This is a genomic window from Spirillospora sp. NPDC047418 (assembly GCF_040643275.1).
Classification (GTDB): Bacteria; Actinomycetota; Actinomycetes; order Streptosporangiales; family Streptosporangiaceae; genus Spirillospora.
Genome location: NZ_JBEYTW010000015.1, coordinates 114,906 through 140,838, shown reverse-complemented (window position 1 = coordinate 140,838; position 25,933 = coordinate 114,906). Strand labels below are relative to the sequence as shown.

Genomic DNA, 25,933 nt, shown 5'->3' with positions numbered 1-25,933 from the left:
TCTTCTTGCGTCACAACTCGAAGATCATCGGGCGGCTGTCCTGCGTTACGAACCGGCCGCTACCAGCTCAAATCACGATCTCGGACTGCCGTACTAGGAGGTCTCCGTGGGAAGACAGACGATCGCCGAACTCCGTGACTACCTCGTCGCGGCCGCCGGGGACTTCCCCGGTGCCGTCCGGACGGCCGTCGTGGAGGACGAGACGGGCATGTTCAGCGTCGAACTCGAAAGCGGCGAGGAGTTGTTCGTCGCCATCGCGTCCGTCATCGCCTGACGGACGCCGTTGACCGGGACGTTGCCTCCTACATTTTCACCGAGTTCAGTTGACCGCATAGCCCGGCTAGGGGAGTTAGCCATGCGCCCCCAGGGGAATGGCGGGGTGGCCGTATGTGGGCAGGAGGGCAGGAATATCTGCGCACGGTTGATGCACGGCCTTAGCCTGCCGCCATGTTCCGGCATGAGTGGGCACTTGTGGACGTGGAGACCTCCGGGCTGCGGGCCGTCCGGGACCGGGTCCTGTCGCTGGCCGTCGTCACGGTCGGACGCGACGGGCGGCCGAACGGGGAGTTCTCCACCCTGCTCGACCCGGGGTGCGATCCCGGCCCCGTGCACGTCCACGGGTTGACGGCCGCCCGGCTGAAAGGATCGCCGAGGTTCGAGAACGTCACCGGCCGCGTCGCGGGAATGCTCGAAGGGCGAGTGCTGGTCGCGCATAATGCGCCGTTCGACTACGGTTTCCTTTTCCAGGAGTTCATGCGCGCGAACATTCGGTTCCCGGTGGAGCAGCGGCTGTGCACGCTGGCGTTGAATCGGCGGCTCTCCCCGGCGACACGCGACCTGAAACTGGCGACGCTCGCTGCCCACTACGGCGTTGAGAAACGCCGAGCGCACGATGCCCTGGAGGACGTCCGGACGCTCGCCGGAGTGCTCCGCGGATCCCTCTCCGAGGCGATGAGACTGGGCCTCACACTGCCTCTCGTCGCGTGCCCGCCGAAGCAGATGGCCAGGCCGAACATTCCGAAGACCCGGTGCGCCTTCCGCTGCCCCGGACGCCTGTGCGCCGAACTCGTCCAGGGAATGAAGGTCGCCATCACGGGTGAAACCGAAGTGCCGCGGGAAAAGCTCGTCGAGCGCGCCGTTGCCGAGGGACTGAACGTGATGACGTCCGTGAGCCGGCATACGAGCGCGCTGGTCACGAACGAGCCCGGCTCCGGAACGGCCAAAGCGCGCAGAGCGCTGCAGGAAGGCGTGCCCGTCATCGACGAGCGGACGTTCCTCGCACTCCTCGGCAACGTCCTCCCCGGGACACCGCACGGAACAAGGGAAACCGCGCCGCAGGCCGAGAAGCCGGCCGAGAAGCCGGTCGTGCGCACAGGCCCGCTCGACGGACGCCGCGTGCTGGTCCTCGGCGGAACGCACCCTGATTCGTCCGCCGCGAGAAGCCGTGTCGTCGAGCTCGGCGGGGCGGCGGCCGTGAACCTCTCCGCCGGCGTCACCGACGTCGTCGCGCTGAACGGCGGCGAGAATGATCGGCGTATGGAACGGGTCGTCGACCTGGAACTGCCCGTCCACGAGGAGCAGTGGCTCGGGGCGCCGGAAAGAGTGGAGGCGGAGCGCGTGTCGCCGATGGTGCTGCCGCGCGGCGCGGCCGTCGACCTGCCGGACGCGCAGCGGTGGACGGTCGCCGCGTCGTGGGTGCAGCACGCGTCCTGCGAGGTGGACGTGGTCGCGTTCGCGCTCGACGAGGACGGCCAGGTGTCCTGCGATGAGGACTTCGTGTTCTACGGCGCCGCCGAATCCCCGGACGGGACGGTCCGGCTCGCCGCCGACGGCCCCACCGAGCAGGTGATCACCATCGATCTGGCCGCGCTCCCCGAGGCCGTCCGGAAGGTGACGATCGCGGCCGCCATCGACGGCGCGGTGACGTTCGGCGACCTCGGCCCCATCGAACTGGCCACCGGCCTCGGCACCGCCGAGCGGGCCCTCGCGCAGGCGACCCTCGACGCCGGGACGACCGAGCGGACGATGCTGCTCGCCGAGATCTACCGGCGCGGTCCGCGCTGGCGGCTCCGCGTCGTCGGGCAGGGCCACGACTTCGGGCTCGCCGAGCTGGCCCGCGGTTTCGGCGTCGACGTCGACGACTGACCCGCGGAGGCGCGCGTGACCCGCGGAGGCGCGCGTGACCCGCGGAGGCGCGCGATACAGGAGACCGGCGGGCCGGCGGGCGGGGTGTGCGGGTTTGGTCTACCGGTCCCGGCCCGGCCGCGCACCGGGTAGACCTGCATCCGTGCAGGTGAGTTATGTGAGTGAGGCGGCGCCCGGGCGGGAGAACGAGGACTTCGTGGCGGCCGGCCCCGGCTGGGTCGTGCTGCTGGACGGGGCGACGGCGCCGCCGGGAGTGGACAGCGGGTGCCGGCACGACCCGGCGTGGCTGGTGCGCCGGCTCGGCGGCCGGATCGCGGCGCTGCTCGCGCTGGAGGACGGGCAGCCGCTGCCCGACCTGGTCGCCGAGGCCGTCAAGGTGACGGGGGAGGCGCACGCCGGGACGTGCGACCTGCGGAACCCGGACAGCCCGTCCGCGACGGTGTCGCTGCTCCGGCGCCGCGACGCGGTGGTGGAGTGGTTCGTCCTCGCCGACTCCCCGATCGTGGTGGACGTCGGCGAGGTCCGGGTCTTCCGGGACGACCGGGTCGACCACCTGCCGAGCTACACCCTCGAAGGCGTGCGCGAGTCGCGGAACAGCCCCGGCGGGTTCTGGGTGGCGAGCACGAAGCCCGAGGCCGCCTACGAGGGGCTGACCGGCGAGGTCGCGGTCGAGGGCCTGACGAGGGCGGCGGTGCTGAGCGACGGCGCGTCCAGGCTCGTGGAGCGGTTCGGCCAGATGGGCTGGGACGAGCTGCTCCAGCTCCTCGACGAGGAGGGCCCGCGGGAACTCGTCCGCAGGACCAGGGCCGCCGAGGCGGCGGGCGCCGGACTGGGCGGCCGACCGCGCGGCAAGCAGTACGACGACGCCACCGCGGTGCTCGTGCGCTTCTAGCGGGCCGCCGGCCTGGCGGGCCGCCTGTCGAGCGGGCCGCCTGTCGAGCGGCCCCGCCTCAGCGGGTCGCCGGTTTGATGTGCGGCCACCAGTCGCCGAGGTCCTCCGGCAGGTGCATGCCCTCGACGCGGAGCGTGGCCGGCATCAGCGGGAAGCGCCGCCCGGCCGGGAACGTCCGCTGGTAGGACGGCGGGTCGATCACGACGACGCGGGTGCCGTTCACCACCGGGATGTCGGCGGGGACGCCCTCGTTCCAGATCCATTCGCCGTGCGCGTCGACGAGGTTCCACGGGCTGGACACGACCGGCGGCCCCGGCGGGGCGTCCGCGTCGAGGAAGCAGGCGAGGATCTCCGGTGCCGGCCGCTCCCCGTCCAGCCCGCCCGGACGGCCGATCAGGGCCCCGCCGAGCAGCATGTGCAGCTGGAAGTTGTCGCCGACGCCGCTGATCTCGACCGTCCAGCCCTTGCCGGTCGCCCGGTCGAGGACGAGGAGCCGCTCGCCGTCCAGCACGCGCAGCAGCGCCTGGTAGTGCTCCATCTGCCCGAGATGCCGGGCGGCCTGCCCGGCGACCCTGGCGCGGAAGTCGCGATCGTCGAGCGAGGCCCGGACGAGCGGCGCCATCTGCAGCATCGTGCAGCCGGCGAGCGCGTACTTCGGCAGCGCGAACCACGCCATCATCGCGACGACCGCGCCGTCCCCGAGCCCCGGCGCGACGGTGTCGAAGACCTGCTGGGACGGCTGGCCCTCCATGTCGGGCGGCTCGCCGCCGGTCGCCTCCCGCCACGTGTTCGCGAACGCGAGCGCCGCCGCGGTGACCTCGGTGATCCGCTGGACGACGGCCGGGCCGGCCGGCGCGGGGTCGGCGCCGTTCTCGGTCCAGGCGCCGGAGACGATGGCGAGGAGGCCGCCGAGGTTCGGCGGGGCCTGCGCGATGCCCTCGGCGAGCCGGGGCATGGCGGCGCTCATCTCGGCGGGGGCGGCGGTCTGGGACGCCTGCATGAGCTGCGGGAGGAGCTCGCCGAACGCCTGGTCCTCGGCGACGGCGGCCCGGACGATGTCGTCGACGACATGCTGGAGCGGCATGGATGATCACCCTGGCACAGCGGTAGGACAACCGGAGAACTCCGCCCCCATCTTGGAATCTGATTCTAGAATGGCCTCCATGGAGTCACAGGATTTCGCCGACGTGCTCACGGCCGTCCGCGCCTTCGTCCGCGACCAGGTCGTCCCCCGCGAGGAGGAGATCGAGGAGAGCGACGCGATCCCGGAGGCGCTGCGCCGCACGTCCCGCGACATGGGCCTGTTCGGTTACGCGCTGCCCGAGGAGTACGGCGGGCTCGGCCTGTCGCTGAGCGAGGAGGTCCGCCTCGTCTTCGAGATCGGCTACGCCAGCCCCGCGTTCCGGTCCATGTTCGGCACCAGCAACGGCATCGCCGGGCAGGTCCTGGTGAACTCTGGTACGGACGCCCAGAAGGACGCCTGGCTGCCCAAACTCGCCTCCGGCGAGGTTGTCGGCGCGTTCGCCCTCACCGAGGCCGAGGCCGGCTCCGACCCCAGCACGCTCACCACGAGCGCCGCGCGCGACGGCGGCGACTACGTCATCAACGGCGCGAAGCGCTTCATCACCAACGCCCCCGAGGCCGACGTCTTCATGGTCTTCGCCAGGACCGGCGGTACCGGCTCGCGCGGAATCTCCACGTTCCTCGTCGAGAAGGGCACGGACGGCCTGAGCGTCGGCCCGTCCGACCAGAAGATGGGCCAGCGCGGAGCCCACACGGCCGAGGTCTTCTTCGACAACGTGCGCGTTCCCGCCGACGCGATGGTCGGCACCGAGGGGACGGGTTTCCGTACCGCCATGGCGTCACTCGCCCATGGGCGGGTCAGTATCGCCGCCGTCTGCGTCGGTCTCGCGCAGAGGATCCTGGACGAGACCGTCGCCTACGCCAAGGAACGGAGCCAGGGCGGAAAGAACATCGGTGAATACCAGCTCGTCCAGGGGCTCATCGCCGACTCCCAGACCGAGCTGTACGCCGGACGCTCGATGGTCCTGGAAGCGGCCCGCGCCTATGACGCCGGCGAGGACACCAAGCGGGGACCGTCCTGCGCCAAGTACTTCTGCTCCGAGATGGTCGGACGCGTCGCCGACCGGGCCGTCCAGGTCTACGGCGGCATGGGCTACATGCGCGGCGTCGCCGTCGAGCGCTTCTACCGCGACGTCAGGCTGTTCCGCATCTACGAGGGGACGAGCCAGATCCAGCAGCTCGTCATCGCCCGCGACCTGCTGCGCTGACCGGACGGCCGACCGGCCGGCGGCAGGGGGGCCGGCCGGGCGGCTGACCAGCGCGTACGCCGGCGGTCCAATCCGGTTCGCAACACCCGCCCAGGCCGTGTATGGTTTCACTGCGCGAACGACGCAGGCCCCTTTAGCTCAGTCGGCAGAGCGTCTCCATGGTAAGGAGAAGGTCTACGGTTCGATTCCGTAAAGGGGCTCACGGCAAACCGGCCGCCATCCGGCACCATCGGACGGCGGCCTTCGTCGTCCCCGGGACCAGGTCCACCGGACCGGCTCCCCGGGGGGGGCAGGTTCCCCGGCCGCGGCCGGATCGCGCTGATTCGCTCCATACCGGGCCCTGTGGTACCGTCCCACCGGTTCCAGCAGGGCGTTTCGCAGCTCACCCGGCACAGCCGGTAACCTGGGAGGCGGTCCGGCGGAACCCGCGAAACCGAAACCCCGATCTCGATCCAGGTTTTCGTGTTTCCAGGGTTCGGTGAGCATCCGGTATCCTTGCAATCCGGTCCACACCGACCATCGCGGCGGGGTAGCTCAGTCAGGCAGAGCAAGCGGCTCATAATCGCTGTGTCGCCGGTTCAAGTCCGGCCCTCGCTACTACCCATGTCTCTCACCTCCGTCCCGGGGGTGAGCAGGCTGGGGTCGAATCACCGGCCGCCCTCCTCGGGCGGCCGTGGTCCGTAGATCCGTGTCCCTTACCCAGAAAGGCACTCCATCGTGGCTGCCACTGACGTCCGGCCGAAGATCACGCTGGCCTGCCAGGAGTGCAAGCACCGCAACTACATCACGCGGAAGAACCGGCGCAACGACCCGGACCGCCTCGAGATCAAGAAGTACTGCCCGAACTGCCGGTGCCACCGCGCGCACCGCGAGACCCGCTAGCCGAGGTCTCCGCCGGCCGAGGTTCCGGACGGCGACGAACCGCCCCGCCCCGCCGCGCTGACGACGAGCCGGATCGATGGGGCGTCCGCCGCACCGGGAGACCGCCCCGGAACCCGCCGGCACAGTGCCGCAAGGCAGGCATGACGGCGACTTCTTCGCGCGCTTGCTCAGACGACCATCAGCCCGTCCCCGCCAGTGAGACCCGGCGGGGGCGGGCTGAACGTCGTTCTGTTAGCGTCCGACCGAAGATGGAACAGGCGTGCCCAGGGCGGGCGCCCGGGCATCGCGGCCCCGTTCGACCTGGAGAGGGACGGATTGCATGGCACTCAACCGTGATTTCATCGGGCGGAGCTTCCCGCCCAGCGAGCCGTACGAGGTCAGCCGGGTGAAGATCCGCGAGTTCGCGGACGCGATCGGCGACCGCAACCCGCTCTACCGGGACCAGGAGGCGGCGAAGGCGGCCGGACACCCCGACGTCATCGCCCCGCCGACCTTCCCGATCGTCGTCTCGCTCGGCAACGCCGGCCTCGCCGACCCCGACCTCGGGCTGAACTACGCGATGGTCGTGCACGGTGAGCAGCGCTTCGAGTACACCCGCCCGCTCCGGGCCGGGGACGTCGTGACCTGCACCGCGACGATCACCGAGATCAAGTCGATCGGGAACAACGAGAAGATGGTCATCGAGACCGACGTCACGACGACCGAGGGCGAACTGGTCTGCAAGACCTACAACACGATCGTGGAGCGGGGGGCCTGATGACCGCCAAGGTGAACTACGCCGACGTCGAGGTCGGTTCCGAGATCCCCGCGCAGACGTACCAGATCGACCGCGCGAACCTCGTCATGTACGCGGGCGCGTCCGGCGACTTCAACCCGATCCACTGGCGCGAGTCGTTCGCGAAGGCCGTCGGGCTCCCGGACGTGATCGCCCACGGCATGTACACGATGGCGCAGGGCGGCCGGTTCGTCACCGACTGGGCCGGCGACCCGGGTGCGGTGGTCGACTACGGGGTACGGTTCTCCTCTCCGGTCGTCGTCCCCGACGAGGGCGGCGCGACGCTGGAGATCAGCGGCAAGGTGGAGGAGAAGCTGGACGACGGCAAGGTCGTCGTGGCGCTCACCGCCAGGTCGAACGACCAGAAGGTCCTCACGCGCGCGAGGGCGGTCGTCAAGCTCGCCTGACGGGAAGCGCCGCATCGGCCGGGTCCGCCCCGGCCGATGCCGGGGCTGCTGCCGGGGCCGGGGGGCACGTACGGGAGGGGAAGACGACGTGGCGGTGTTCGCCGAAGACGTGAACCTGGCCGGATACACCACGCTGCGGCTGGGCGGCCCCGCCCGCCGCTTCGTCGAGGCGACGACCGACGCGGAGCTGGTCGCCGCGATCCGCAAGGCCGACGACGCGGGCGAGCCCGTCCTCGTGCTCGGCGGTGGCAGCAACCTGGTCGTCGCGGACGCGGGCTTCCCCGGCACCGTCGTGCACGCCGGCACCCGCGGCACCGAGCGCACCGCCGCCGACGGCGGCCGGATCCACGTCCGCGTCCAGGCCGGCGAGGACTGGGACCCGTTCGTCGCCCGCTGCGTCTCCGACGGCCTCGCGGGGGTCGAGTGCCTGTCCGGCATCCCCGGCAGCGTCGGCGCGACCCCGATCCAGAACGTCGGCGCCTACGGGCAGGACGTCGGCGAGACGATCGTCGAGGTCCGCGCCTACGACCGGGAGGCCGGCGCCGTCGTCGTCCTCGACCGCGACGCCTGCCGCTTCACCTACCGGCACAGCGTCTTCAAGGGCGACGACCGGTACGTCGTCCTGGACGTGACGTACGCGCTCCACGAGGCCGAGGAGTCGCAGCCGGTCGCCTACGCCGAACTGGCCCGCAAGCTGGGCGTCGAGCCGGGCGACCGCGTCACCCTCAAAGAGGCCCGCGACGCCGTCCTGGAACTGCGCCGCGGAAAGGGCATGGTGCTGGACCCCGCCGACCCCGACACCCGCAGCGCCGGATCGTTCTTCACCAACCCGATCCTCGGCGCCGCCCAGCTCGCCGAACTGGAACGCCGCGTCGCCGAGCGCCTCGGCCCGGACGCGACGTTCCCCCGCTACCCGGAGGCCGGCGGCGGGGCCAAGACGTCCGCCGCCTGGCTCATCGACCGCGCCGGATTCGGCAAGGGCCACGCGCTCGGCCCCGCCCGCATCTCCACCAAGCACACGCTCGCCCTCACCAACCCGGGCGGCTGCACCACCGCCGACCTCCTCGCGCTGGCCCGCGAGGTCCGCGCCGGCGTCCACGCCGCCTTCGGCGTCACCCTCGTCAACGAGCCCGTCATGGTCGGCGTCGCCCTCTGAGCTGGTGTGACGCGTCGTACATCGTCCCGCCGCCGAGGCGTTGGTAGGGTGAACGGCGTCGAGGGGGAGTAGTCCCAATCGCGTGATCGACATACTGGCGCCGCCACCGGCGCCCGGTCACGCGGGCCCGATCCAGATCGCGGCGGACGAGACCTTCGGCCTGGCAGTCATGCCGGGCCGAGGTTGCGCGTCCCGAATCGCCGCCCTTCGCCCGGCATCCGAGCGAGAGGGATCCGGTGTCCGCCTTCCTCATCAGCCTGGCCGTCATCTTCGTCGCCGAACTGGGCGACAAGAGCCAGCTCATGGCCATGACGTTCGCCACCCGCTTCCGTGCCCTGCACGTGCTGATCGGCATCACGGCCGCGACCGCGATCGTCCACCTGGCCAGCGTCGCGCTCGGCGCGGCGCTCGGCGCCGCGCTGCCGACCGGCCCCATCTCGATCATCGCGGGCATCGCGTTCCTCGGGTTCGCCCTGTGGACGCTGCGCGGGGACGAGTTGAACGACGACGAACGCGACAAGGCCCGCCGCGCGAAGGGATCGGCGATCCTCGCCGTCGGCGGGGCGTTCTTCCTCGCCGAACTCGGCGACAAGACGATGCTCGCCACCGTCACCCTCGCCGCCGACCACGGCGGGCTCCTCGCCCTGACCGGCGTGTGGGCCGGTTCGACGATCGGCATGGTCGCCGCCGACGCGCTCGCCATCGTCGTCGGCCAGATGCTCGGCCGCAAGCTCCCCGAACACATCATCAGGTACGGCGCGGCCGCCGGATTCGCCGTCTTCGGCGTCATCCTGCTCGCCGAGGGCATCGCCGCCTGACGGAACGGGAACCATCAAGGGTAGGGCCCCTGTCGGCCGCGGGCCCGCCGCGGAAGGGCCCGGAACGGAAGTACGACCGTGGCCCTACCCGCCCCCCTTCCCCCGCCCCGGCGGGCGCTCGGCACCCGGCCGCAACTCGGCGACGAGGCCGCCGCCCGCATCCGCGACCTGATCATGGACGGCCGGGTCCGGCCCGGCGACTACCTGCGGCTGGAACGGCTCGCCGTGGAGTTCGGCATCAGCGTCACGCCCGTCCGGGAGGCGCTGAAGTCGCTGCGCAGCGAGGGGTTCGTCGTGCTGGAGCCGAGGCGCGGGTTCGTCGTCGCGCCGCTGTCCGAGCGCGACGTCCAAGACCTGTTCTGGGTGCAGGCCGGCATCGCCGCCGAACTCACCGCCCGTGCCGCGCCCCGGATCGGCGCCGGCACCCTCCGGGAACTGGACGGCCTGCGGCGCGCCATGGGAGGCGCCCTGACCGCGCACCGCCCCGACCTCCTGGAGGAGTACCACCACCTCTTCCACCGGGAGATCAACCTGGCCGCCGACTCCCCGAAGCTCGCGTGGTCGCTCGCGGCGGCGGCCCGGTACGTCCCGCGCGGGCTGTACGGGCGGCTGGCCGGGTGGCCCGCCCTCGCCGTCCGCGACCACGAGCAGGTCCTGGCCGTGCTGCGCGCGGGGGACCCCTCGGCGGCCGGCACCGAGATGCGCGGCCATGTCGTGCGCGCCGGGGAACTGCTGACCGCCCACCTCGAACGCCGCGGCATGTGGCGCCCGTCCGGATGAACGCCCCACTACCGTGGGGGGATGAGCCCGAGGATGAGCGCCGCGCAACGCCGCGAGCTCGCGATCCGGGCCGCGATGGCCGAGTTCGCCCACGGCGGCTACGACGGCACGTCCACCTGGACGATCGCCCGGCGGGTCGGCGTCTCCCAGCCCTACATGTTCCGGCTCTTCCCGTCCAAGCACGACCTGTTCCTCGCCGCCGCGGAGCGCTGCTTCGACGACATCGAGGGCGTCCTGCGGGACGCCGCCGGGGGGCTGCGCGGCGGCGACGCGATGGCCGCGATGGCCGAGGCGTTCGCGCGGCTGCCGCGCGACGCGCCCGCGCTGCCGCGCCTCCAGCTCAAGATCTACGCGATCGCCGTCCGGGACGAGGACGTGCGCGGGCTCGGCCGCGTCCGCTGGGCCCGGCTGTGGCGGCTCGTGCACGACCTGTCCGGCGCGCCGCCCGAGGAGATCGCCCGGTTCCTGTCGACCGGCCTGCTGGTGAACGTCCAGGCCGCGTTCGGCGCCCCGGCCGGCCCCGACCCGGCCCGCGCGACGGCGGCCTGGGCCGAGGACCTGCGCACCACCGACCCCCACACCAACACCCCCGACGCCTGACCGCGCGACTGCTGACCGCGCGGCGGCCGGCCCGTGCCACGGTCGGCCCGCGCGGCGGTCGGCCTGTGCGGCGGTCAGCCGGCCAGCCAGGCGTCGACTCCGGCCAGGAGGCGCTTTCGCAGGTCGTCGGGGGCAGCGGACGCTCTGATCGACTGCCGGGCCAGTTCCGCCAGCTCCGCGTCGGAGAACCCGTGCTCGGCGCGGACCAGGTCGTACTGGCGGGCCAGCCGCGACCCGAACAGCAGCGGGTCGTCGGCGCCGAGCGCGATCGACGCGCCCGCCTCGAACAGCCGCCGCACCGGGACGTCCGCCGCCGTCGCCGCCACCCCGAGCCCCACGTTCGACGCCGGGCACACCTCCAGCGTCACGCCCCGGTCGACGATCGCCCCCAGCAGCCGCGGGTCCTCCACGGCGCGGACGCCGTGCCCGATCCGGTCGGCGTCGAGGGTGTCCAGGCACTCCCGGACGCTCGCCGGGCCGAGCAGTTCGCCGCCGTGCGGGTCCGACAGGAGCCCGCCGCGCTTGGCGATCCGGAACGCGCCCTCGAAGTCGTAGGCGCGCCCCCGCCGCTCGTCGTTGGACAGCCCGAACCCGACCACGCCCCGGCCCGCGTACCGGACGGCCAGCCGCGCGAGCGTCTTGGCGTCCAGCGGATGCCGGGTCCGGTTCGCCGCGATCACCAGGCCGATGCCGACGCCGGACGCCCGCGACGCCTCCCGCGCCGCGTCCAGCACCAGCTCCACGGTCGGGGTCAGCCCGCCGAACTTCGCCGCGTAGCCGCTCGGGTCGACCTGGATCTCCAGCCAGCCCGAACCCTCCGCCGCCTCGTCCTCGGCGGTCTCGCGGAGCAGCCGGCGCAGGTCGTCCGGCGTCTGCAGCACCGAGCGCGCGATGTCGTACAGGCGCTGGAACCGGAACCAGCCGCGCTCGTCGGTCGCGTGCAGCTTCGGCGGCCAGTCCTCGACGAGCGCGTCCGGCAGGTGGACGCCGCGCCGGCCGGCGAGCTCCACCAGGGTGGAGTGCCGCATCGACCCGGTGAAGTGCAGGTGCAGGTGGGCCTTCGGGAGCAGGGCCACGTCCGGGCGGGCGGCGCGGCGCGCGGCGCCGGGCTCTCCCTGGTTCGGCGAGGGACGGTCCGGCGGCGGCTGCTTCCCGGCCGGACGGGCTGAAACGGTACGGGCCTCCATGAGCCAATGTTGCCGGATCATCGGGCCGGTCGAACCCCGTACACGCGGTATCACCACACCGGACTACCTCGCATGACTCGCGGCGGCCATCCCGTGCATGGGCATCTCGGAAAAAAAACTTGGGAACCGCGTGCAACCCTCCCCGGGCACCGTGCGTATACGAGGGGCGCCAGAGAGAAACGGGCCACCCCCCGCGGAAGAACACGGTAGAGAGGGACACACCATGATCACGCTGAAGGCCGCCTTGATCGCCGCGTCCGCAGTCGGCACCGTCGCCGTCGGCGGCGGCGCGACGTGGGCGATGACCGGCACCCACCACGAGGCCGGCCTCCAGTCGAGCGCCGCCAAGCCTGCGGCCGCGGCCCGCCAGGCCTCGGACGCCGCCGCGCCGAAGACGCTCCCGACGTGCCTGCCGGCGAAGCCCGGCCTGCCGGGCGCCGAGCTCCCCGACGCCGCCGCGAAGAAGCAGGTCGAGCAGCGGCTCAAGGACAACCCCGTCACCAAGAACCTGCCCCGGCCGGGCGTGCCGGAGGCGGAGCTGCCCAAGGCGGGGGCGCCGGGCGTCCCGGCCCCGGACGCGAAGCTCCCCGACGCCAAGCTCCCGGACGCCAAGCTGCCCGACGCCAAGCTCCCGGACGCGCAGGTTCCCGACCTCAAGGGCAAGGTCCCGGCGAACCTGCCGACCTGCGCGCCGTCCGCCAAGGAGGTGCCGGGCAACGCCCGCGCCGCCGAGCCGCCCGCGCGCGTCCCCGCCAAGCCGGGCCTGCCCGCCGTTCCCAGGCTCGACTGCGGCAAGCTGCGGCCCGCGGTGCAGGTCGGCGGCGCGGTCGAGAAGGCCGTCGTGCTGCCGAAGGGCCTGCGCTACGTCTCGTCCGTCCCCGGCACCGCCGAGCTGCGCAAGCAGCAGATCTGCGCGGTCACCCAGAAGTGGACCGGCAAGGCCGGCCAGTGGCTCACCGTCGAAACCCTGAAGACGCCCGCCGGTATGACGCAGAATCAGCTCCGGCAGGCGCTGAAGCTGCCCGCGGGCGGCACCCCGGTCACCGTGGCCGGCGTCGCCGGCTGGCAGAGCCCGAACGGCGGCGGCGTGCTGCTGTTCGACCCGAGCGGCTACTCGATGTTCGTCAACGGCAGCCCCGTCCTCGCCGGCGGGCTGCAGGACGTGACCGCCGCGCTGCACAAGGCGCAGTAGCACAAGGCGCAGTAGCACAAGGCCCGGACGGGCGGCCCCGGCGCGGGGGCCGCCCGTCCGATGACCCGAGAAGGAACCGGAACCCCATCGGCCGGGACGGAGCACAGTGGGGCGTCGAGACGACGAGTCGTTCGTGGAGTTCGTGGCGGCGCGCGGCGATGCCCTGCTGCGCACCGCGGCGTTGATGTGCGGGGCCCGGCAGGACGCCGAGGACATCCTGCAGACCGCGCTGGAGAAGGCCTACCGGCACTGGGGGCGGCTGGAGGCGGACAGCGATCCGGAGCCCTACGTCCGGCGGATCCTGGTCAACCTCGTGATCAGCCGCGCCCGCCGCTGGAAGGTGCTCCGGGAGATCAACATGGCGCGGCTGCCGGAGACGCCGGCCGCCTCGCCGAACCACGCCGTCGAACTGCGGGGGACGCTCATGGAGGAGCTGCGCAAGCTCGGCCCGCGCCAGCGCGCGGTGCTGGTGCTGCGCTTCTGGGAGGACCTCTCGGAGGCGGAGACGGCGCAGGCGCTCGGCTGCTCGGTCGGAACGGTCAAGAGCCAGGCGTCCCGGGGGCTCGCCAGGCTCCGGGAGCGCCTCGACACGAACCTGGCGCCACTGGGGAGATGAGCGATGGATCTGGAGAGTGAACTGCGGAAGGCCATGGCCGAGCAGGTGGCCGGGGCGTCCGCGTCGCCGTCGCTCGTCACGGACGTCAAACGGCGGTACCGGCGCCGGAAGGCGCGGATGCACGCCGCCGCGGGCGTGGCCGCCGCCTCCGTCGCCGCGCTCGCCCTCGTGCCCACCTATCAGTCGTTCCGGGCCACACCGGCCGGGAACTCCGAGACGGCCCGTCCCAGCGCCGCCGTCACGGCGTCCCCGCCGCCGGAGCGACCTTCCGCTCCGGGCCCGCCCGTGTCCCCGCCGTCAGCGGGCGGGCCTGGAACGGGAGCCTCACCGAAACCCGAGCCGCACGCGTCGTCCGGCGGCGCGGCGCAGCCGCACCGGCCGGGGGTGGACGAGGCGGTCGGCAAGTTGCCGCGATGGATCACCTACATCCCGGACGGCCTGGCCGCCGCGGCGCCGTGCGCCGTGACCCACGACGCCGGGCGCGAGACCACGACGTGCGCCTGGCGCGGGAACACCGGCTGGGTGGAGATCGCTCTCATCAAGGGCGGCAAGCTCACCGGCCCGGCGGACCTGCTGCGGACACCGGGCGTCCCCGGGCGCACGTCCGTCCACGGAATGCCCGCGCTGACCGGTGATCGTCCCGACTCGGCGCGCCAGATCTCGTGGCTGGCGCGACCCGGGGTGGGCGTCACGGTGACCGCCGCCGGCTCGGCCAGGCAGCAGCTCATGCGCATCGCCGAGGGCGTGCGCCCGTAGCAGACCCCGCCCGGGCGGGACGGTTCGCGGCGGAGAGGGGCCGCCGCGGGGCCTCCCGTCCGGGTGCTCCGGGACGGGGCCGGGCATGCCCCGTCCACAGGAGAACCGGCCCCGGGCTGTGTGCAGCCCGGGGCCGGTTCCCCTACTCGCGTCCGGGTCGGTCGTGTGCGGGTCAGGTTGCTTCGGAGAGCAGCTTCGCGACGCGCGAGACGCCCTCGACGAGGTCGTCGTCGCCCAGCGCGTAGGAGAGGCGGAAGTAGCCGGGCGTGCCGAACGCCTCACCGGGCACCAGCGCGACCTCGGCCTCCTCCAGGATCAGCGACGCCAGCTCGACCGACGTCTGCGGGCGCTTGCCGCGCAGCTCCTTGCCCAGCAGCGCCTTCACCGACGGGTAGGCGTAGAACGCGCCCTCCGGCTCGGGGCACACGATGCCGGGGATCTCGTTCAGCATCCGCACGATCGTCTGGCGGCGCCGGTCGAACGCCCGGCGCATCTCCGCCACCGCCGACAGGTCGCCGGTCACCGCGGCGAGCGCGGCGGCCTGCGACACGTTCGCCACGTTCGACGTCGCGTGCGACTGGAGGTTCTGCGCGGCCTTGACCACGTCCGCCGGGCCGATCAGCCAGCCCACCCGCCAGCCCGTCATCGCGTACGTCTTGGCGACGCCGTTCAGGACGAGCGTCCGGTCGGCCAGCTCCGGCACCACGACGGGCATCGAGTGGAACTCGGCGTCCCCGTACACGAGGTGCTCGTAGATCTCGTCGGTGACGACCCAGAGGCCGTGCTCGTCGGCCCAGCGTCCGATGGCCTCGACCTCGTCGCGCGTGTACACGGCACCGGTGGGGTTGGACGGCGACACGAACAGCAGCACCTTCGTCCGGTCGGTGCGGGCCGCCTCCAGCTGCTCGACACTCACCTTGTAACCGGTGGTCTCGTCGGCGACGACGTCCACGGCCACGCCGCCCGCCAGCTTGATCGACTCGGGGTAGGTCGTCCAGTACGGGGTCGGGACGAGCACCTCGTCGCCCGGGTCGAGCAGCGCCGCGAACCCCTCGTACACCGCCTGCTTGCCGCCGTTGGTCACCAGGACCTGGTTCGCCTCGACCTTGTAGCCGGAGTCGCGCTCGGTCTTCTCGGCGATGGCGGCGCGCAGCTCGGGCAGCCCGCCCGCCGGCGTGTACTTGTGGAAGCGGGGCACCCGGCAGGCGGCGACCGCCGCGTCGACGATGTAGTCCGGAGTGGGGAAGTCGGGCTCGCCCGCGCCGAACCCGATGACCGGGCGGCCCGCCGCCTTCAGCGCCTTGGCCTTGGCGTCGACGGCCAGCGTGGCGGATTCGGATATCGCGGCGATGCGCTTGGAGATGCGAGGACGGTCGATGCTCATACCCCCATCGTTACAGATCGCCTTCCGTGACCCGGGCCATATATCCGGACGCCGGCCGGAGCCCGTCCGCGCGGCGGCGCCCGGCGGGGCCGGCCGGCGGCCGACCGGACGGGCAGGTCGGACGGGGCGTGCCGCCGCCCGTGCAACGAACCGTGGGTATCGGTTCGACGCGGGGGCCTCCGGCACGTAGACTCACCCTCCAAGTGACGCGTCACCGGTATACGAGGCTGTCCGGACCCGGGCACCGCCAGTAGGTCGTAAGCTGGGGCGCGGCACCATCCCGATCCCATGGTCGGGTGTTCTCCTTAGCCGGAGAATGAAGGGCAGTGGCTCAATTGGTAGAGCTCCGGTCTCCAAAACCGGCGGTTGGGGGTTCGAGTCCCTCCTGCCCTGCGAGGTGCGGTGCGCGCACCCGTGCCGGTCGCGTCACGGCGGCGCCGTGGCAGGGCCCGGACCGTGCGGCAACCACAGGGTGGTTGGATCACGACCTATGAGGTGAACGGCGGCAAATGGCGACTGAGACTCGCGACGAGCCCGAGGCCACGGACGAGGGCAAGGGCAAGGGCGGCAAGAAGTCCCCGTCCAGGCGGACCTCGCCCGCGCTGTTCGTGCGCCAGGTCATCGCCGAACTGCGCAAGGTCATCTGGCCCACGCGGCGGGAACTGATCACCTATACGACCGCGGCGCTGGCGTTCGTGCTGGTCATGGTCGCGATCGTCTCCGGCTTCGACTACGGGCTGCAGAAGGGCGTCTACGCCATCTTCGGCTGACGCCGTCGCCGGCTGACGCCGCGGGGTCCCCGGACGTCCGGGCACCCGCAGTAACCTGGTAATTCCCACCGCAGACCGAGAGAAAGAGTCACCGTGTCCGAGTCCTCACAGCCCTACGACGAGGCCGTTGAAGAGGCCCAGTCCGCTGCGGCTGCTGCGGCAGACCTGGCGGCCGAGCCCGCCGACGAGGCGGCCGAGGCGGTCGTCTCCGTCGGCGACGCCGAGCCCGCGGACACGAAGCTGGAGGGCGAGGGCCCCGCGCCCGACCCCGCCGAGGACGCCGCGGACCTGGCCGAGGCCGTCGAGGGCGAGGACGCCGCCGCCGAGGACGCCGAGGCGGCCGAGGGCGATGACGACGACGAGGAGGAGGCCGCGCCCGAGCCGCCGGCCGACCCCTACGCCGACTTCAAGATGCAGCTCCGCCTCCAGCCGGGCGACTGGTACGTCGTGCACTCCTACGCGGGCTACGAGAACCGGGTCAAGACCAACATCGAGACCCGCACGCAGACCCTCAACATGGAGGACTTCATCTTCCAGATCGAGGTCCCGCAGCACGAGGTCATGGAGATCAAGCAGGGCAAGCGGCAGAAGGTCAACGAGAAGGTCCTGCCGGGCTACATCCTCGTCCGGATGGAGCTGACCGACGAGTCGTGGGCCGCGGTCCGCAACACCCCGGGCGTCACCGGCTTCGTCGGCCTGCTGAACAAGCCGTCCCCGCTGAGCCTCGACGAGGTCGCCAACCTGCTGGCCCCCGAGCCGGAGGAGGGCGCCGTCAAGGCCGCCAAGTCCGAGGCGAGGGTCCCGGCCGCCGTCGACTTCGAGGTCGGCGAGTCCGTCACCGTCATGGACGGCCCGTTCGCCACCCTCCCCGCCACGGTCAACGAGATCAACGCCGAGCAGCAGAAGCTGAAGGTGCTCGTGTCGATCTTCGGCCGCGAGACCCCGGTCGAGCTGAGCTTCAACCAGGTCTCCAAGATCTGACCGCGTCCCGCGCTCGCGGGACGGCGGTCCAAGCGGTTCCTACACGGTGGATGCGTCCCAGCCGCCGTGTTGCCCGGACGACCGGGAGTCGGAACCACCATTAAATGGGACATAGGGGTTTCACATGCCTCCGAAGAAGAAGATCGCGGCGCTCGTCAAGGTCCAGCTCCAGGCGGGGCAGGCCACGCCGGCGCCGCCGGTCGGTACGGCGCTCGGCCCGCACGGCGTCAACATCATGGACTTCTGCAAGCAGTACAACGCTGCCACGGAGTCCCAGCGCGGCAACGTCATCCCCGTAGAGATCACCATCTACGAGGACCGGTCGTTCAGCTTCGTCACGAAGACGCCGCCGGCCGCGCAGCTCATCCTGAAGGCCGCGGGCGTGGAGAAGGGCAGCGGCGAGCCGCACAAGACCAAGGTCGGCTCGGTGACCCGCGACCAGGTCCGCGAGATCGCCACCACCAAGATGCCCGACCTGAACGCCAAGGACCTGGACGCCGCCGAGAAGATCGTCGCCGGCACCGCCCGGTCGATGGGCATCGACGTCAAGTAGCACCCGTCTGTGGCAGGGCCGGCGCTGGCCCGTACCACGAGTTCCATGGGAGGAACGATCATGAAGCGCAGCAAGGGCTACCGCGCGGCAGCGGAGAAGATCGACCGGGACCGGCTGTACAGCCCGGTCGAGGCCGTGAAGCTGGCCAAGGAGACCGCGGTCACCAAGTTCGACGCGACCGTCGAGGTCGCGCTGCGGCTGGGCGTCGACCCGCGCAAGGCCGACCAGATGGTGCGCGGCACCGTCAACCTGCCGCACGGCACCGGTAAGACCGCCCGCGTGCTGGTCTTCGCCGTCGGCGCCAAGGCGCAGGAGGCGGAGTCCGCGGGCGCCGACATCGTCGGCTCGGACGACCTGATCGAGCGGATCCAGGGCGGCTTCCTGGACTTCGACGCGGTCGTCGCCACGCCGGACCAGATGGGCAAGGTCGGCCGGCTCGGCCGCGTCCTCGGCCCGCGCGGCCTGATGCCGAACCCGAAGACCGGCACCGTCACCATGGACGTGGCCAAGGCCGTGACCGACATCAAGGGCGGCAAGATCGAGTTCCGGGTCGACCGGCACGCGAACCTGCACTTCATCATCGGCAAGGCGTCGTTCGACGAGCGCCAGCTGGTGGAGAACTACGCGGCCGCGGTCGATGAGATCCAGCGGCTCAAGCCGTCCGCCGCGAAGGGCCGGTACGTGAAGAAGGCGTCGCTGGCGACGTCGATGGGCCCGAGCATCCCGGTGGACCCGAACGCGGTCCGCAACCTGGCGGCGGAGTTCGAGACCGCCTGATCGCTCTACCGGAAGGGCGTCCCCGCAGCGGCGGGGGCGCCCTTTCGCCGTCCCGCGTCCACCCAGCGGTACAGCCGGACCCGGACCGCGCCGCGGTCGGTACATTCACCGAGGTGGCGATGAGTGTGATGGACGGTTCGCGGCGCCGGCTCTACGACGTGCTCGACGCCGCGGCGGCGGACGCGCCCGACGCCCCGGCGCTGTCGGTGGACGGCACCACCTGGACGTTCCGGGAGCTCCGCGCCCGCGCGGACGCACTGGGCGCCTACCTCTCCGCGCACTGCGCGCCCGGCGCGCGGGTGGCACTGCTGGCGCACAACCGGCCGGAGTACGTGGCCGCCTACTACGGGGTTCCGCGCGGCGGCCGCATCCTCGTGCCGCTCAACCAGCGGCTGCATCCGCGCGAATGGGCGGACCAGATCGCCCGCAGCGGCGCCGGACTCGTCCTCGGCGAGCCCGACCTGCTCGACCGCCTCGCCACCGAAGGCGACCTGCCGCCCGACCACCCGCCGCTGGCCGACATCGCCGACCTGCCCTGGCACGCCCCGGCCCCCGACCCCACCGCCGAGTCCGGCGCCACTCCCGGCCCGGCGCCCGCCCCCGTCGCCGAGTCCGGCGGTGGCCCGGACGATGTGGCGTGGCTGATGTTCACCAGCGGTACGACCGGCCGTCCCAAGGGGGTGCGCCTCACGCACCGGAGCCTGCTCGCGGGCATCGCCGCGACGGCGTCCGGCCGGCCTGTGCGTCCCGGCGACGTCTTCTGCACGCCGTTCCCGCTGTGCCATGTCGCCGGATACCAGGTCGTCCTGCACCACCTGTTCGGCCGCCACGCCGTCGTCCTGCGCCGGTTCACCCCATCCGCGCTCGTGGACGCGACCCGCCGGCACGGCATCACGAACCTGTCGCTGGCCCCGACGATGCTGGAGGACCTGCTCGCGCACGCGGCGGACGACCCGGCGGCCCTGGAGGTCCTGCGCGGCGGCATCCGCGTGATCGCCTACGGGTCGGCGCCGATGCCGGTCCCGCTGCTGCGCCGCGCCGGCGACGTGCTCGGCTGCGACTTCAACCAGGGCTACGGGATGACGGAGCTGTCCGGCAACGCGGTCTTCCTGTCGCCGGACGACCACCGCGCCGCGATCACGACGAGGCCGGAGCTGGCCGGGTCGGCGGGACGTCCCGCGCCGGGCGCCGAGATCGCGATCCTCGACGAGCACGGCACGCGGCTCCCGCCGGGCGGGCTCGGCGAGGTCGCCGTCCGGGGCCCGCAGGTGACGCCCGGCTACTGGGACGACCCGGCGGCGACGGCCGAGGCGTTCACCGGCGGCTGGTTCCGCACCGGCGACGCCGGCCGCGTCGACGCCGGCGGCTACCTGTACCTGGTCGACCGCATCAAGGACGTGATCATCACCGGCGGGGAGAACGTCTCCTCGCTGGAGGTCGAGGACGTCCTGCGCACGGTCCCGGGCGTCGCGCAGGTCGCGGTGGTCGGGCTGCCGGACCCGCGCTGGGGCCAGACGGTCTGCGCGGTGATCGTCCCCGCCGGTGCCCGGCCGGGCGAGGAGGACCTGATCGCCGCCTGCCGCGCCCGCCTCGCGGGCTTCAAGACGCCCCGCCGTATCGAGTACGCCGACGCGCTGCCCCGCACCGGCACCGGCAAGATTCGCAAATCCGCCCTCCGCGACGCGCTGACCCGCGGGGTGCCGCCCTCGTCCGCCGCCGGATGAGGCCCGCGCCGGGCACCCCGGCGAGGTGCGGCTACGCGGTGACGCCGAGGGTGGTGAGCCACAGGTCGGTGATCTTGGTGGCGGCCTCCTCCGGGTCGACGGGGTCGCCGAAGATGAACCACAGGTAGGCGCAGCGCTCGGTCATCGCGCCCAGCGCGGCGGCGGCGAAGTCGAGATCGAGGTCGTCGCCGATCAGGCCGCGGTCCTGCCACCGGGCCAGCGCCCGGCGGGTCCGGCCCCGGTAGTAGCGGCGCCGCTCGGCGAGCACCCGGCGGGCGTCGGGGTTGGTGAGCGCCGACTCCTCGACGGCGCGCCAGAAGCCGACGTTGCGCCGGAACGCGGTGAAGTACAGCAGGTTGGTCTGATGGATGCGCGAGCGCGGGTCCTCCGGCTGCGGGCCGGCCGGGGCCAGTTCGCCGTACACCTCGTCCTCCACCTCGATCAGCACCTCCCGGAAGAGGGCCTCCTTGGAGTCGAAGTAGGTGTAGAAGCTGCCGACGGCCATCCCGGCCTCCGCCGCGACGTCGGCGACGCGGGCGCCGTAGTAGCCCTTGTCCTCGAACACCTTCCGCCCGGCGCGCAGCAGCGCGCCGCGGGTGCGCCTCGCCTGCCGGGTCATCGGACCGGCCCCAGCAGCCGGGACCACAGGACGGCCAGGTGCCGCGCCGCGTCGTCGAGGTCGGGTGCGGACTCGTACACGAACCAGATGTAGGACAGTTCCTCGGTCATCGCGATCAGCGCGAACGCGGTGAACCCGGGGTCGGCGGGCGGCGCGAGCAGGCCGCGTCCCGCCCAGTCCCGGATGAGCCCGGCGACGCGGGCGACCTGCCGCTCCCGGTGGGCGGCGAGGAGGCCGGCGACCTCGTCGCTGGTGAGGGCCGCGCGCTCGACCGCGTACCAGAGCGCGGCGTCGTGCGCGAAGGCGCCGAGGTAGTTCCGGTTCAGCAGGCGCAGGCGCTCCTCGACGGGGCGGTCGCCGTCCGGGGCCTCGAACATCTCCGACGCCAGCTCGGCGAGCAGGGCGTCGAGCAACTCCCGCTTGCCGCCGAAGTGCGTGTAGAAGGTGCCGACGGACACGCCCGCCGCCGCGGTGACGTCGGCGACGCGTCCCGCCGTGTAGCCCTTGGAGACGAACACCTCCCGGGCGGCGTCGATCAGCGCCCGCCGGGTGCCGGTCTGAATCATGGTTCAGGACGATAGCAGCCGTCGACCCAGGCAAACCTGTCGGACGGGGGATTGACCGGACGAGCTGGCCGAATATAGATTCACCGCCTGAACCATTATTCAATCCAGGCCCTCGGGAGAGTGGATGGGTTACCGAATCACCGTGGACGTCGGCGGGACGTTCACCGACGTCGTCGTGGTGGGCGCCGATGGCGAGCTGCTCATCGGCAAGGCTCCGACCACCCCTGAGCGAGCGTTCACCGGAGTCCGGGACGCGTTGGAGAACGCCGCGGCCTCCCTCGGCGTCGCCGCACCGGACGTGCTGGCCGGCACCGACCTGTTCGTCTACAGCACGACCCGCGCCACCAACGCCGTCCTGGAGCGGACGACCGCGAAGACCGCGCTGCTGACCACCGAGGGCTTCCCGGACGTGCTGGTCCTGCGGGAGGGCGGCAAGTCCAACCCCTTCGACCTCGACGTCCCCTACCCCGAGCCGTACGTGCCGCGCCGGCTGACGTTCGAGGTGCCCGGCCGGATCGACGCCGAGGGCGGCGTCGTGACCCCGCTGGACGAGGCGGCGGTCCGCCGGATCGCCCGGCGCCTGGCCGGACTGGGCGTCGAGGCGGTGGCGGTCTGCCTGCTGTGGTCGGTGGCGAACGCGGCGCACGAGCTGCGGGTCGGCGAGATCCTCGCCGCGGAGCTGCCGGACGTCGCGGTCACGCTGTCGCACCGGCTGAACCCGGTCGTGCGGGAGTACCGGCGGGCGTCGGCCACCGCGCTGGACGCGTCGCTGAAGCCGCTGATGGGCGCGCATCTCTCGGCCGTCGCCGACGACCTCGCCGCGGCCGGGTTCACCGGCGAGCTGGTGGCCGCGACGTCCTACGGCGGCATCATGCACATCCCCGACCTGGCCGAACGGCCGATCTTCTCGGTGAAGTCCGGGCCCGCGCTGGCACCGGTCGCCGGGCGGACCTACGCCGAGGCCGAGCTGTCGGCCGGCGACGTGGTCGTGTGCGACATGGGCGGCACCAGCTTCGACGTCAGCCTCGTCCGCGACGGCGCGATCAACTTCACCCGCGAGACGTGGCTGGGGGAGCGGTTCCTCGGCCACCTGGTGGCGACGTCGTCGGTGGACGTGCGCAGCGTCGGCGCGGGCGGCGGCTCGATCGCCTGGGTCGACGACGGCGGGCTGCTGCGCGTCGGCCCGCAGTCGGCGGGCGCGCGGCCCGGCCCGGCCTGCTACGGGCGGGGCGGTACCCGCCCCACGGTCACCGACGCCGCCGTCGTGCTCGGCTACCTCAGCCCCGCGCACTTCCTCGGCGGCCGGATGACGCTGGACGCGGACGCCGCCTGGAAGGTCGTCGGCGAGCTGGGCGAGCGGCTCGGGCTGGACCCGCACCGGGCCGCGGACGCGGTGCTGGCGGTCGCGTCCGAGGTGATGGTCGGCGCGATCGGGGACATCACGGTGAACGAGGGCCTCGACCCGAGGGAGAGCGTGTTCGTCGCCGGCGGCGGCGCGGCCGGGCTCACCATCGGGCGGATCGTGGCCGAGCTGGGCTGCGGCCGCGTGCTGGTCCCGCGCACGGCGGGCGCCCTGTCGGCGGTCGGCGGCCAGTACTCCGACATCGTCGCCGAGTTCACCGGAAGCCGCCCGACGACCACCGCGGCGTTCGACCACGACGGGGTGAACGCCGTCCTGGACGAGCTGAACGCCCGCGCCGACGCGTTCGCGGCGCGGCTCGCCGGGCGCGGGATCCGCGACACCCGCCGCGACCTGTTCGTCGATGCCCGCTACGCGTTCCAGGTGTGGGACATCGAGCTGCCCGTCCCGTCCGCCCGGTTCGACGGGCCGCAGGACGTGAAGGCGCTGTCGGCGGCGTTCGACGCCGAGCACGAGCGGATCTTCGCGGTGGCGGAGCCGGGGCAGACCGTCGAGACGCTGACCTGGCGGCTGCGGCTGACCGCGCCGGTCGGCGACGACCGCCGCCCCCGCATGGCCGCCCCCGCCGGCTCGGGGGAGACCGCTGGGGAGACCGCGGCCGAGAGCGCGCAGGCGTACTTCCCGGGGCACGGGCTGGTGACCACCCCGATCCACACCGGCTCCGACCTGCCCGGCGGCACCGTGCTGACCGGCCCGGCGATCATCGCGGACCGGACGAGCACCCTGGTCGTCCAGCCGGAGTGGACGGTGACGGTGACCGGGGACGGCAACTACCTGATGGAGAGCACCCGATGAGCGGAGCCACGAACACCATGGACCCGGCGCTGCTGGCGGTGCTGGCCAACCGATTCGACGCGATCGTCCGCGAGATGACCAACACGCTGCTGCGCACCGGACGGTCCACGGTGATGTCGGTGGCCCGGGACTTCTCGTGCGCCATCGTCACCGCCGACGACGAGCTGCTGTCCAGCGCGGAGGCGCTGCCCGTGCACGTCTTCGGCACGCACCTGCAGACGGCCGCGATGCGCAGGATGCATCCCGGCTTCGCCGAGGGCGACGCCTACCTGGACAACGACCCGTACATCGGCAACACCCACCACGCGGACCACACCATCCTGGTCCCGGTGTTCATCGGCGGGGAGCACGTGTTCACGGCCGCCGCCAAGGCGCACCAGGCCGACACCGGCAACAGCATCCCCTCGACGTACCACCCGCTGGCGAAGGACATCTACGAGGAGGGCGCGCTGTGCTTCTCGATGACCCAGGTCCAGCACGACTACACCGACATCGACGACGTCATCCGGATGTGCCGGCGCCGGATCCGCGTCCCCGACCAGTGGTACGGCGACTACCTGGCGATGCTGGGCGCCGCCCGGATCGCCGAGCGGCGGCTGAAGCAGGCCGCCGAGCGGTACGGCGTGGACACGCTGCGGGAGTTCGTCGGCGAGTGGCTCGACTACTCCGAGCGGCGGATGCGCGCGGCGATCGCGAAGCTGCCCGCGGCGGCGGTGGAGGGCGAGGGGGCGCACGACCCGTTCGGGCCGCTCACCGAGGGCGTCCCCGTGAAGGTCAAGGTGGCGGTCGACCCGGAGGCCGGGACGGTGGAGGTCGACCTGCGCGACAACATCGACTGCGTGCCCGCCGGCATCAACCAGTCGGAGGCGTGCGCGATCAACAACGCCATCACCGGCGTCCTGAACGTGGTGGGGTCCGGCGTCCCGGTCAACTCGGGGACGTTCCGCCGCATCACCGTGCGGTTGCGGGAGAACTGCGTGGTGGGGATCCCGCTGCATCCGACGTGCTGCTCGATGGCCACCACCAACCTCGCCGACCGGATCATCAACATCACCCAGCACGCGTTCTCCGAGCTCGGCGACGGCTACGGCCTGGCCCAGGGCGGCGCGGTCACCGGCGCCGGGTTCTCGGTGGTGGCCGGGCAGGATCCGCGCACCGGCGGCGGCTACATCAACCAGCTCATCGTGGGCACCAACGGCGGGCCCGCCACGCCGCGCACCGACGGCTGGGTGACCTACAACGCGCCGTGCGGCGCCGGCCTGGTGTACCGCGACAGCATCGAGCTCAACGAGTTGAAGTACCCGGTGCTGTTCCGCCACCTGCGCATCGCGGTCGACAGCGGCGGTGCGGGACGGCGGCGCGGGGCGGTGTCCACGACGGTGGAGTTCGGCCCCCGGGAGGCGCCGATGACGGCGGCGTTCAACATCGACGGCCACGAGCGTCCGGCGCGCGGCGCCCGCGGCGGCGGGGACGGCAGCCTCGGCGCGGCCTACCTGATCGGCGCGGACGGGACGCGGACCCGCACCGAGCCGATGGCGCAGATCGAGCTGCGGCCGGGCGAGCGGCTGTACGGGGAGCACGGCGGGGGCGGCGGCTACGGCCCGCCCACCGAGCGCGAGCCGGCACGGGTGCTGCACGACCACCTGGAGGGATACGTCTCCCGCGAGGCGGCCGAGGGGGTCTACGGCGTCGTCTTCACCGGTGCCGCCGAGGACGGGACCCTCGCCGTCGACGAGGACGCGACGCGCGCGCGGCGGGCCGCCCGCTGAAACGGATCGCCCGCTGAGGCGGATCGCCCGGTGAGGCGGGACGGCACCCGGCAGGGGCGTCCCCGGCACGGCCGGGGG

Annotated in this window: 26 protein-coding genes and 3 tRNA genes; 24 read left to right on the top strand and 5 right to left on the bottom strand. The window is 72.7% G+C overall.

Annotated elements, in window-relative coordinates:
* The first annotated feature begins 106 nt into the window (after positions 1 to 106).
* The 3 genes from ABZ806_RS12855 to ABZ806_RS12845 all read left to right on the top strand — a co-directional run bounded on the left by ABZ806_RS12855 (position 107) and on the right by ABZ806_RS12845 (position 3,037).
* Positions 107 to 274 (top strand): hypothetical protein, encoded by a 168-nt coding sequence (locus ABZ806_RS12855; RefSeq protein WP_500217069.1) that lies wholly within the window; start codon positions 107 to 109, stop codon positions 272 to 274.
* A 173-nt stretch (positions 275 to 447) separates the two neighbouring features.
* On the top strand, positions 448 to 2,145 hold the full coding sequence (locus tag ABZ806_RS12850) for a TerD family protein (protein ID WP_500217067.1): 1,698 nt from the start codon (positions 448 to 450) through the stop codon (positions 2,143 to 2,145).
* Between the two features lie 157 nt (positions 2,146 to 2,302).
* Positions 2,303 to 3,037 carry a PP2C family serine/threonine-protein phosphatase gene (locus ABZ806_RS12845; RefSeq protein WP_500217065.1) on the top strand — a complete coding sequence of 245 codons (735 nt, stop codon included), beginning with the start codon at positions 2,303 to 2,305 and terminating at the stop codon, positions 3,035 to 3,037.
* Positions 3,038 to 3,095: 58 nt separating this feature from the next.
* On the opposite strand, the gene ABZ806_RS12840 is transcribed toward ABZ806_RS12845, so the two are convergent.
* On the bottom strand, positions 3,096 to 4,121 hold the full coding sequence (locus ABZ806_RS12840; RefSeq protein WP_500217064.1) for a hypothetical protein: 1,026 nt from the start codon (positions 4,119 to 4,121) through the stop codon (positions 3,096 to 3,098).
* 79 nt (positions 4,122 to 4,200) lie between these two features.
* On the opposite strand from ABZ806_RS12840, the gene ABZ806_RS12835 reads away from it, so the two are divergent.
* The 10 genes from ABZ806_RS12835 to ABZ806_RS12790 all read left to right on the top strand — a co-directional run bounded on the left by ABZ806_RS12835 (position 4,201) and on the right by ABZ806_RS12790 (position 10,746).
* Positions 4,201 to 5,328, top strand: coding sequence for an acyl-CoA dehydrogenase family protein (locus tag ABZ806_RS12835; RefSeq protein WP_500217063.1), 1,128 nt, complete (start codon positions 4,201 to 4,203; stop codon positions 5,326 to 5,328).
* A gap of 127 nt (positions 5,329 to 5,455) precedes the next feature.
* Positions 5,456 to 5,528: transfer RNA gene (locus tag ABZ806_RS12830), tRNA-Thr, on the top strand.
* A 323-nt stretch (positions 5,529 to 5,851) separates the two neighbouring features.
* Positions 5,852 to 5,925 (top strand) — tRNA-Met (locus ABZ806_RS12825).
* A 120-nt stretch (positions 5,926 to 6,045) separates the two neighbouring features.
* Positions 6,046 to 6,210, top strand: a complete 165-nt coding sequence (rpmG, locus tag ABZ806_RS12820) for a 50S ribosomal protein L33 (RefSeq protein ID WP_018654800.1) — start codon at positions 6,046 to 6,048, stop codon at positions 6,208 to 6,210.
* Positions 6,211 to 6,529: 319 nt separating this feature from the next.
* Positions 6,530 to 6,967: a MaoC family dehydratase N-terminal domain-containing protein gene (locus ABZ806_RS12815; protein ID WP_500217061.1), complete on the top strand. Its 438-nt coding sequence runs from the start codon at positions 6,530 to 6,532 to the stop codon at positions 6,965 to 6,967.
* Positions 6,967 to 7,392 carry a MaoC family dehydratase gene (locus ABZ806_RS12810; RefSeq protein WP_500217059.1) on the top strand — a complete coding sequence of 142 codons (426 nt, stop codon included), beginning with the start codon at positions 6,967 to 6,969 and terminating at the stop codon, positions 7,390 to 7,392. The genes ABZ806_RS12815 and ABZ806_RS12810 overlap by 1 nt, the downstream gene beginning before the upstream one ends.
* An 88-nt stretch (positions 7,393 to 7,480) precedes the next feature.
* Positions 7,481 to 8,548 (top strand): UDP-N-acetylmuramate dehydrogenase, encoded by a 1,068-nt coding sequence (locus ABZ806_RS12805; protein ID WP_500217057.1) that lies wholly within the window; start codon positions 7,481 to 7,483, stop codon positions 8,546 to 8,548.
* Positions 8,549 to 8,784: 236 nt separating this feature from the next.
* Entirely contained in the window at positions 8,785 to 9,366 is a 582-nt protein-coding gene (locus ABZ806_RS12800) for a TMEM165/GDT1 family protein (RefSeq protein WP_500217056.1), read from the top strand.
* Between the two features lie 78 nt (positions 9,367 to 9,444).
* Complete coding sequence (locus ABZ806_RS12795; protein ID WP_500217054.1) at positions 9,445 to 10,146, top strand: GntR family transcriptional regulator; 702 nt, start codon at positions 9,445 to 9,447, stop codon at positions 10,144 to 10,146.
* Between the two features lie 21 nt (positions 10,147 to 10,167).
* A complete protein-coding gene (locus ABZ806_RS12790; RefSeq protein ID WP_500217052.1) occupies positions 10,168 to 10,746 on the top strand; it encodes a TetR/AcrR family transcriptional regulator in 579 nt (192 codons plus the stop codon).
* Positions 10,747 to 10,820: 74 nt separating this feature from the next.
* Here ABZ806_RS12790 and ABZ806_RS12785 read toward each other — a convergent pair whose 3' ends face one another.
* Positions 10,821 to 11,933, bottom strand: a complete 1,113-nt coding sequence (locus tag ABZ806_RS12785) for an adenosine deaminase (RefSeq protein WP_500217050.1) — start codon at positions 11,931 to 11,933, stop codon at positions 10,821 to 10,823.
* Between the two features lie 223 nt (positions 11,934 to 12,156).
* On the opposite strand from ABZ806_RS12785, the gene ABZ806_RS12780 reads away from it, so the two are divergent.
* The 3 genes from ABZ806_RS12780 (at position 12,157) to ABZ806_RS12770 (ending at position 14,497) form a co-directional block, all read left to right on the top strand.
* Entirely contained in the window at positions 12,157 to 13,125 is a 969-nt protein-coding gene (locus ABZ806_RS12780) for a hypothetical protein (protein ID WP_500217048.1), read from the top strand.
* A 106-nt stretch (positions 13,126 to 13,231) separates the two neighbouring features.
* A complete protein-coding gene (locus tag ABZ806_RS12775; protein ID WP_500217047.1) occupies positions 13,232 to 13,741 on the top strand; it encodes a SigE family RNA polymerase sigma factor in 510 nt (169 codons plus the stop codon).
* 3 nt (positions 13,742 to 13,744) lie between these two features.
* The gene (locus ABZ806_RS12770) at positions 13,745 to 14,497 is read left to right on the top strand and encodes a hypothetical protein (protein ID WP_500217045.1); all 753 of its coding nucleotides are present in this window, start codon (positions 13,745 to 13,747) and stop codon (positions 14,495 to 14,497) included.
* A gap of 172 nt (positions 14,498 to 14,669) precedes the next feature.
* On the opposite strand, the gene ABZ806_RS12765 is transcribed toward ABZ806_RS12770, so the two are convergent.
* Positions 14,670 to 15,881: a pyridoxal phosphate-dependent aminotransferase gene (locus tag ABZ806_RS12765; protein WP_500217044.1), complete on the bottom strand. Its 1,212-nt coding sequence runs from the start codon at positions 15,879 to 15,881 to the stop codon at positions 14,670 to 14,672.
* Between the two features lie 320 nt (positions 15,882 to 16,201).
* On the opposite strand from ABZ806_RS12765, the gene ABZ806_RS12760 reads away from it, so the two are divergent.
* From ABZ806_RS12760 to ABZ806_RS12735, 6 genes are all read left to right on the top strand, one after another.
* Positions 16,202 to 16,274: transfer RNA gene (locus ABZ806_RS12760), tRNA-Trp, on the top strand.
* 116 nt (positions 16,275 to 16,390) lie between these two features.
* Positions 16,391 to 16,651 (top strand): preprotein translocase subunit SecE, encoded by a 261-nt coding sequence (secE, locus tag ABZ806_RS12755; protein WP_500217042.1) that lies wholly within the window; start codon positions 16,391 to 16,393, stop codon positions 16,649 to 16,651.
* A gap of 240 nt (positions 16,652 to 16,891) precedes the next feature.
* Positions 16,892 to 17,632, top strand: coding sequence for a transcription termination/antitermination protein NusG (gene nusG / locus ABZ806_RS12750; protein ID WP_500217078.1), 741 nt, complete (start codon positions 16,892 to 16,894; stop codon positions 17,630 to 17,632).
* Between the two features lie 124 nt (positions 17,633 to 17,756).
* Positions 17,757 to 18,185: a 50S ribosomal protein L11 gene (rplK, locus tag ABZ806_RS12745; protein ID WP_500217040.1), complete on the top strand. Its 429-nt coding sequence runs from the start codon at positions 17,757 to 17,759 to the stop codon at positions 18,183 to 18,185.
* Between the two features lie 60 nt (positions 18,186 to 18,245).
* The gene (gene rplA, locus ABZ806_RS12740) at positions 18,246 to 18,962 is read left to right on the top strand and encodes a 50S ribosomal protein L1 (protein WP_500217039.1); all 717 of its coding nucleotides are present in this window, start codon (positions 18,246 to 18,248) and stop codon (positions 18,960 to 18,962) included.
* A gap of 119 nt (positions 18,963 to 19,081) precedes the next feature.
* Entirely contained in the window at positions 19,082 to 20,686 is a 1,605-nt protein-coding gene (locus ABZ806_RS12735; RefSeq protein ID WP_500217076.1) for a class I adenylate-forming enzyme family protein, read from the top strand.
* A 31-nt stretch (positions 20,687 to 20,717) separates the two neighbouring features.
* On the opposite strand, the gene ABZ806_RS12730 is transcribed toward ABZ806_RS12735, so the two are convergent.
* Together ABZ806_RS12730 and ABZ806_RS12725 are read right to left on the bottom strand one after the other, a co-directional pair.
* Positions 20,718 to 21,305 carry a TetR/AcrR family transcriptional regulator gene (locus ABZ806_RS12730; RefSeq protein ID WP_500217037.1) on the bottom strand — a complete coding sequence of 196 codons (588 nt, stop codon included), beginning with the start codon at positions 21,303 to 21,305 and terminating at the stop codon, positions 20,718 to 20,720.
* Positions 21,302 to 21,871: a TetR/AcrR family transcriptional regulator gene (locus tag ABZ806_RS12725; RefSeq protein ID WP_500217035.1), complete on the bottom strand. Its 570-nt coding sequence runs from the start codon at positions 21,869 to 21,871 to the stop codon at positions 21,302 to 21,304. The genes ABZ806_RS12730 and ABZ806_RS12725 overlap by 4 nt, the downstream gene beginning before the upstream one ends.
* A 124-nt stretch (positions 21,872 to 21,995) precedes the next feature.
* On the opposite strand from ABZ806_RS12725, the gene ABZ806_RS12720 reads away from it, so the two are divergent.
* Both ABZ806_RS12720 and ABZ806_RS12715 read left to right on the top strand, forming a co-directional pair.
* Positions 21,996 to 24,086: a hydantoinase/oxoprolinase family protein gene (locus ABZ806_RS12720; protein ID WP_500217033.1), complete on the top strand. Its 2,091-nt coding sequence runs from the start codon at positions 21,996 to 21,998 to the stop codon at positions 24,084 to 24,086.
* Positions 24,083 to 25,855, top strand: coding sequence for a hydantoinase B/oxoprolinase family protein (locus ABZ806_RS12715; RefSeq protein ID WP_500217031.1), 1,773 nt, complete (start codon positions 24,083 to 24,085; stop codon positions 25,853 to 25,855). Before ABZ806_RS12720 ends, ABZ806_RS12715 begins: the two co-directional genes overlap by 4 nt.
* Positions 25,856 to 25,933 lie beyond the last annotated feature (78 nt).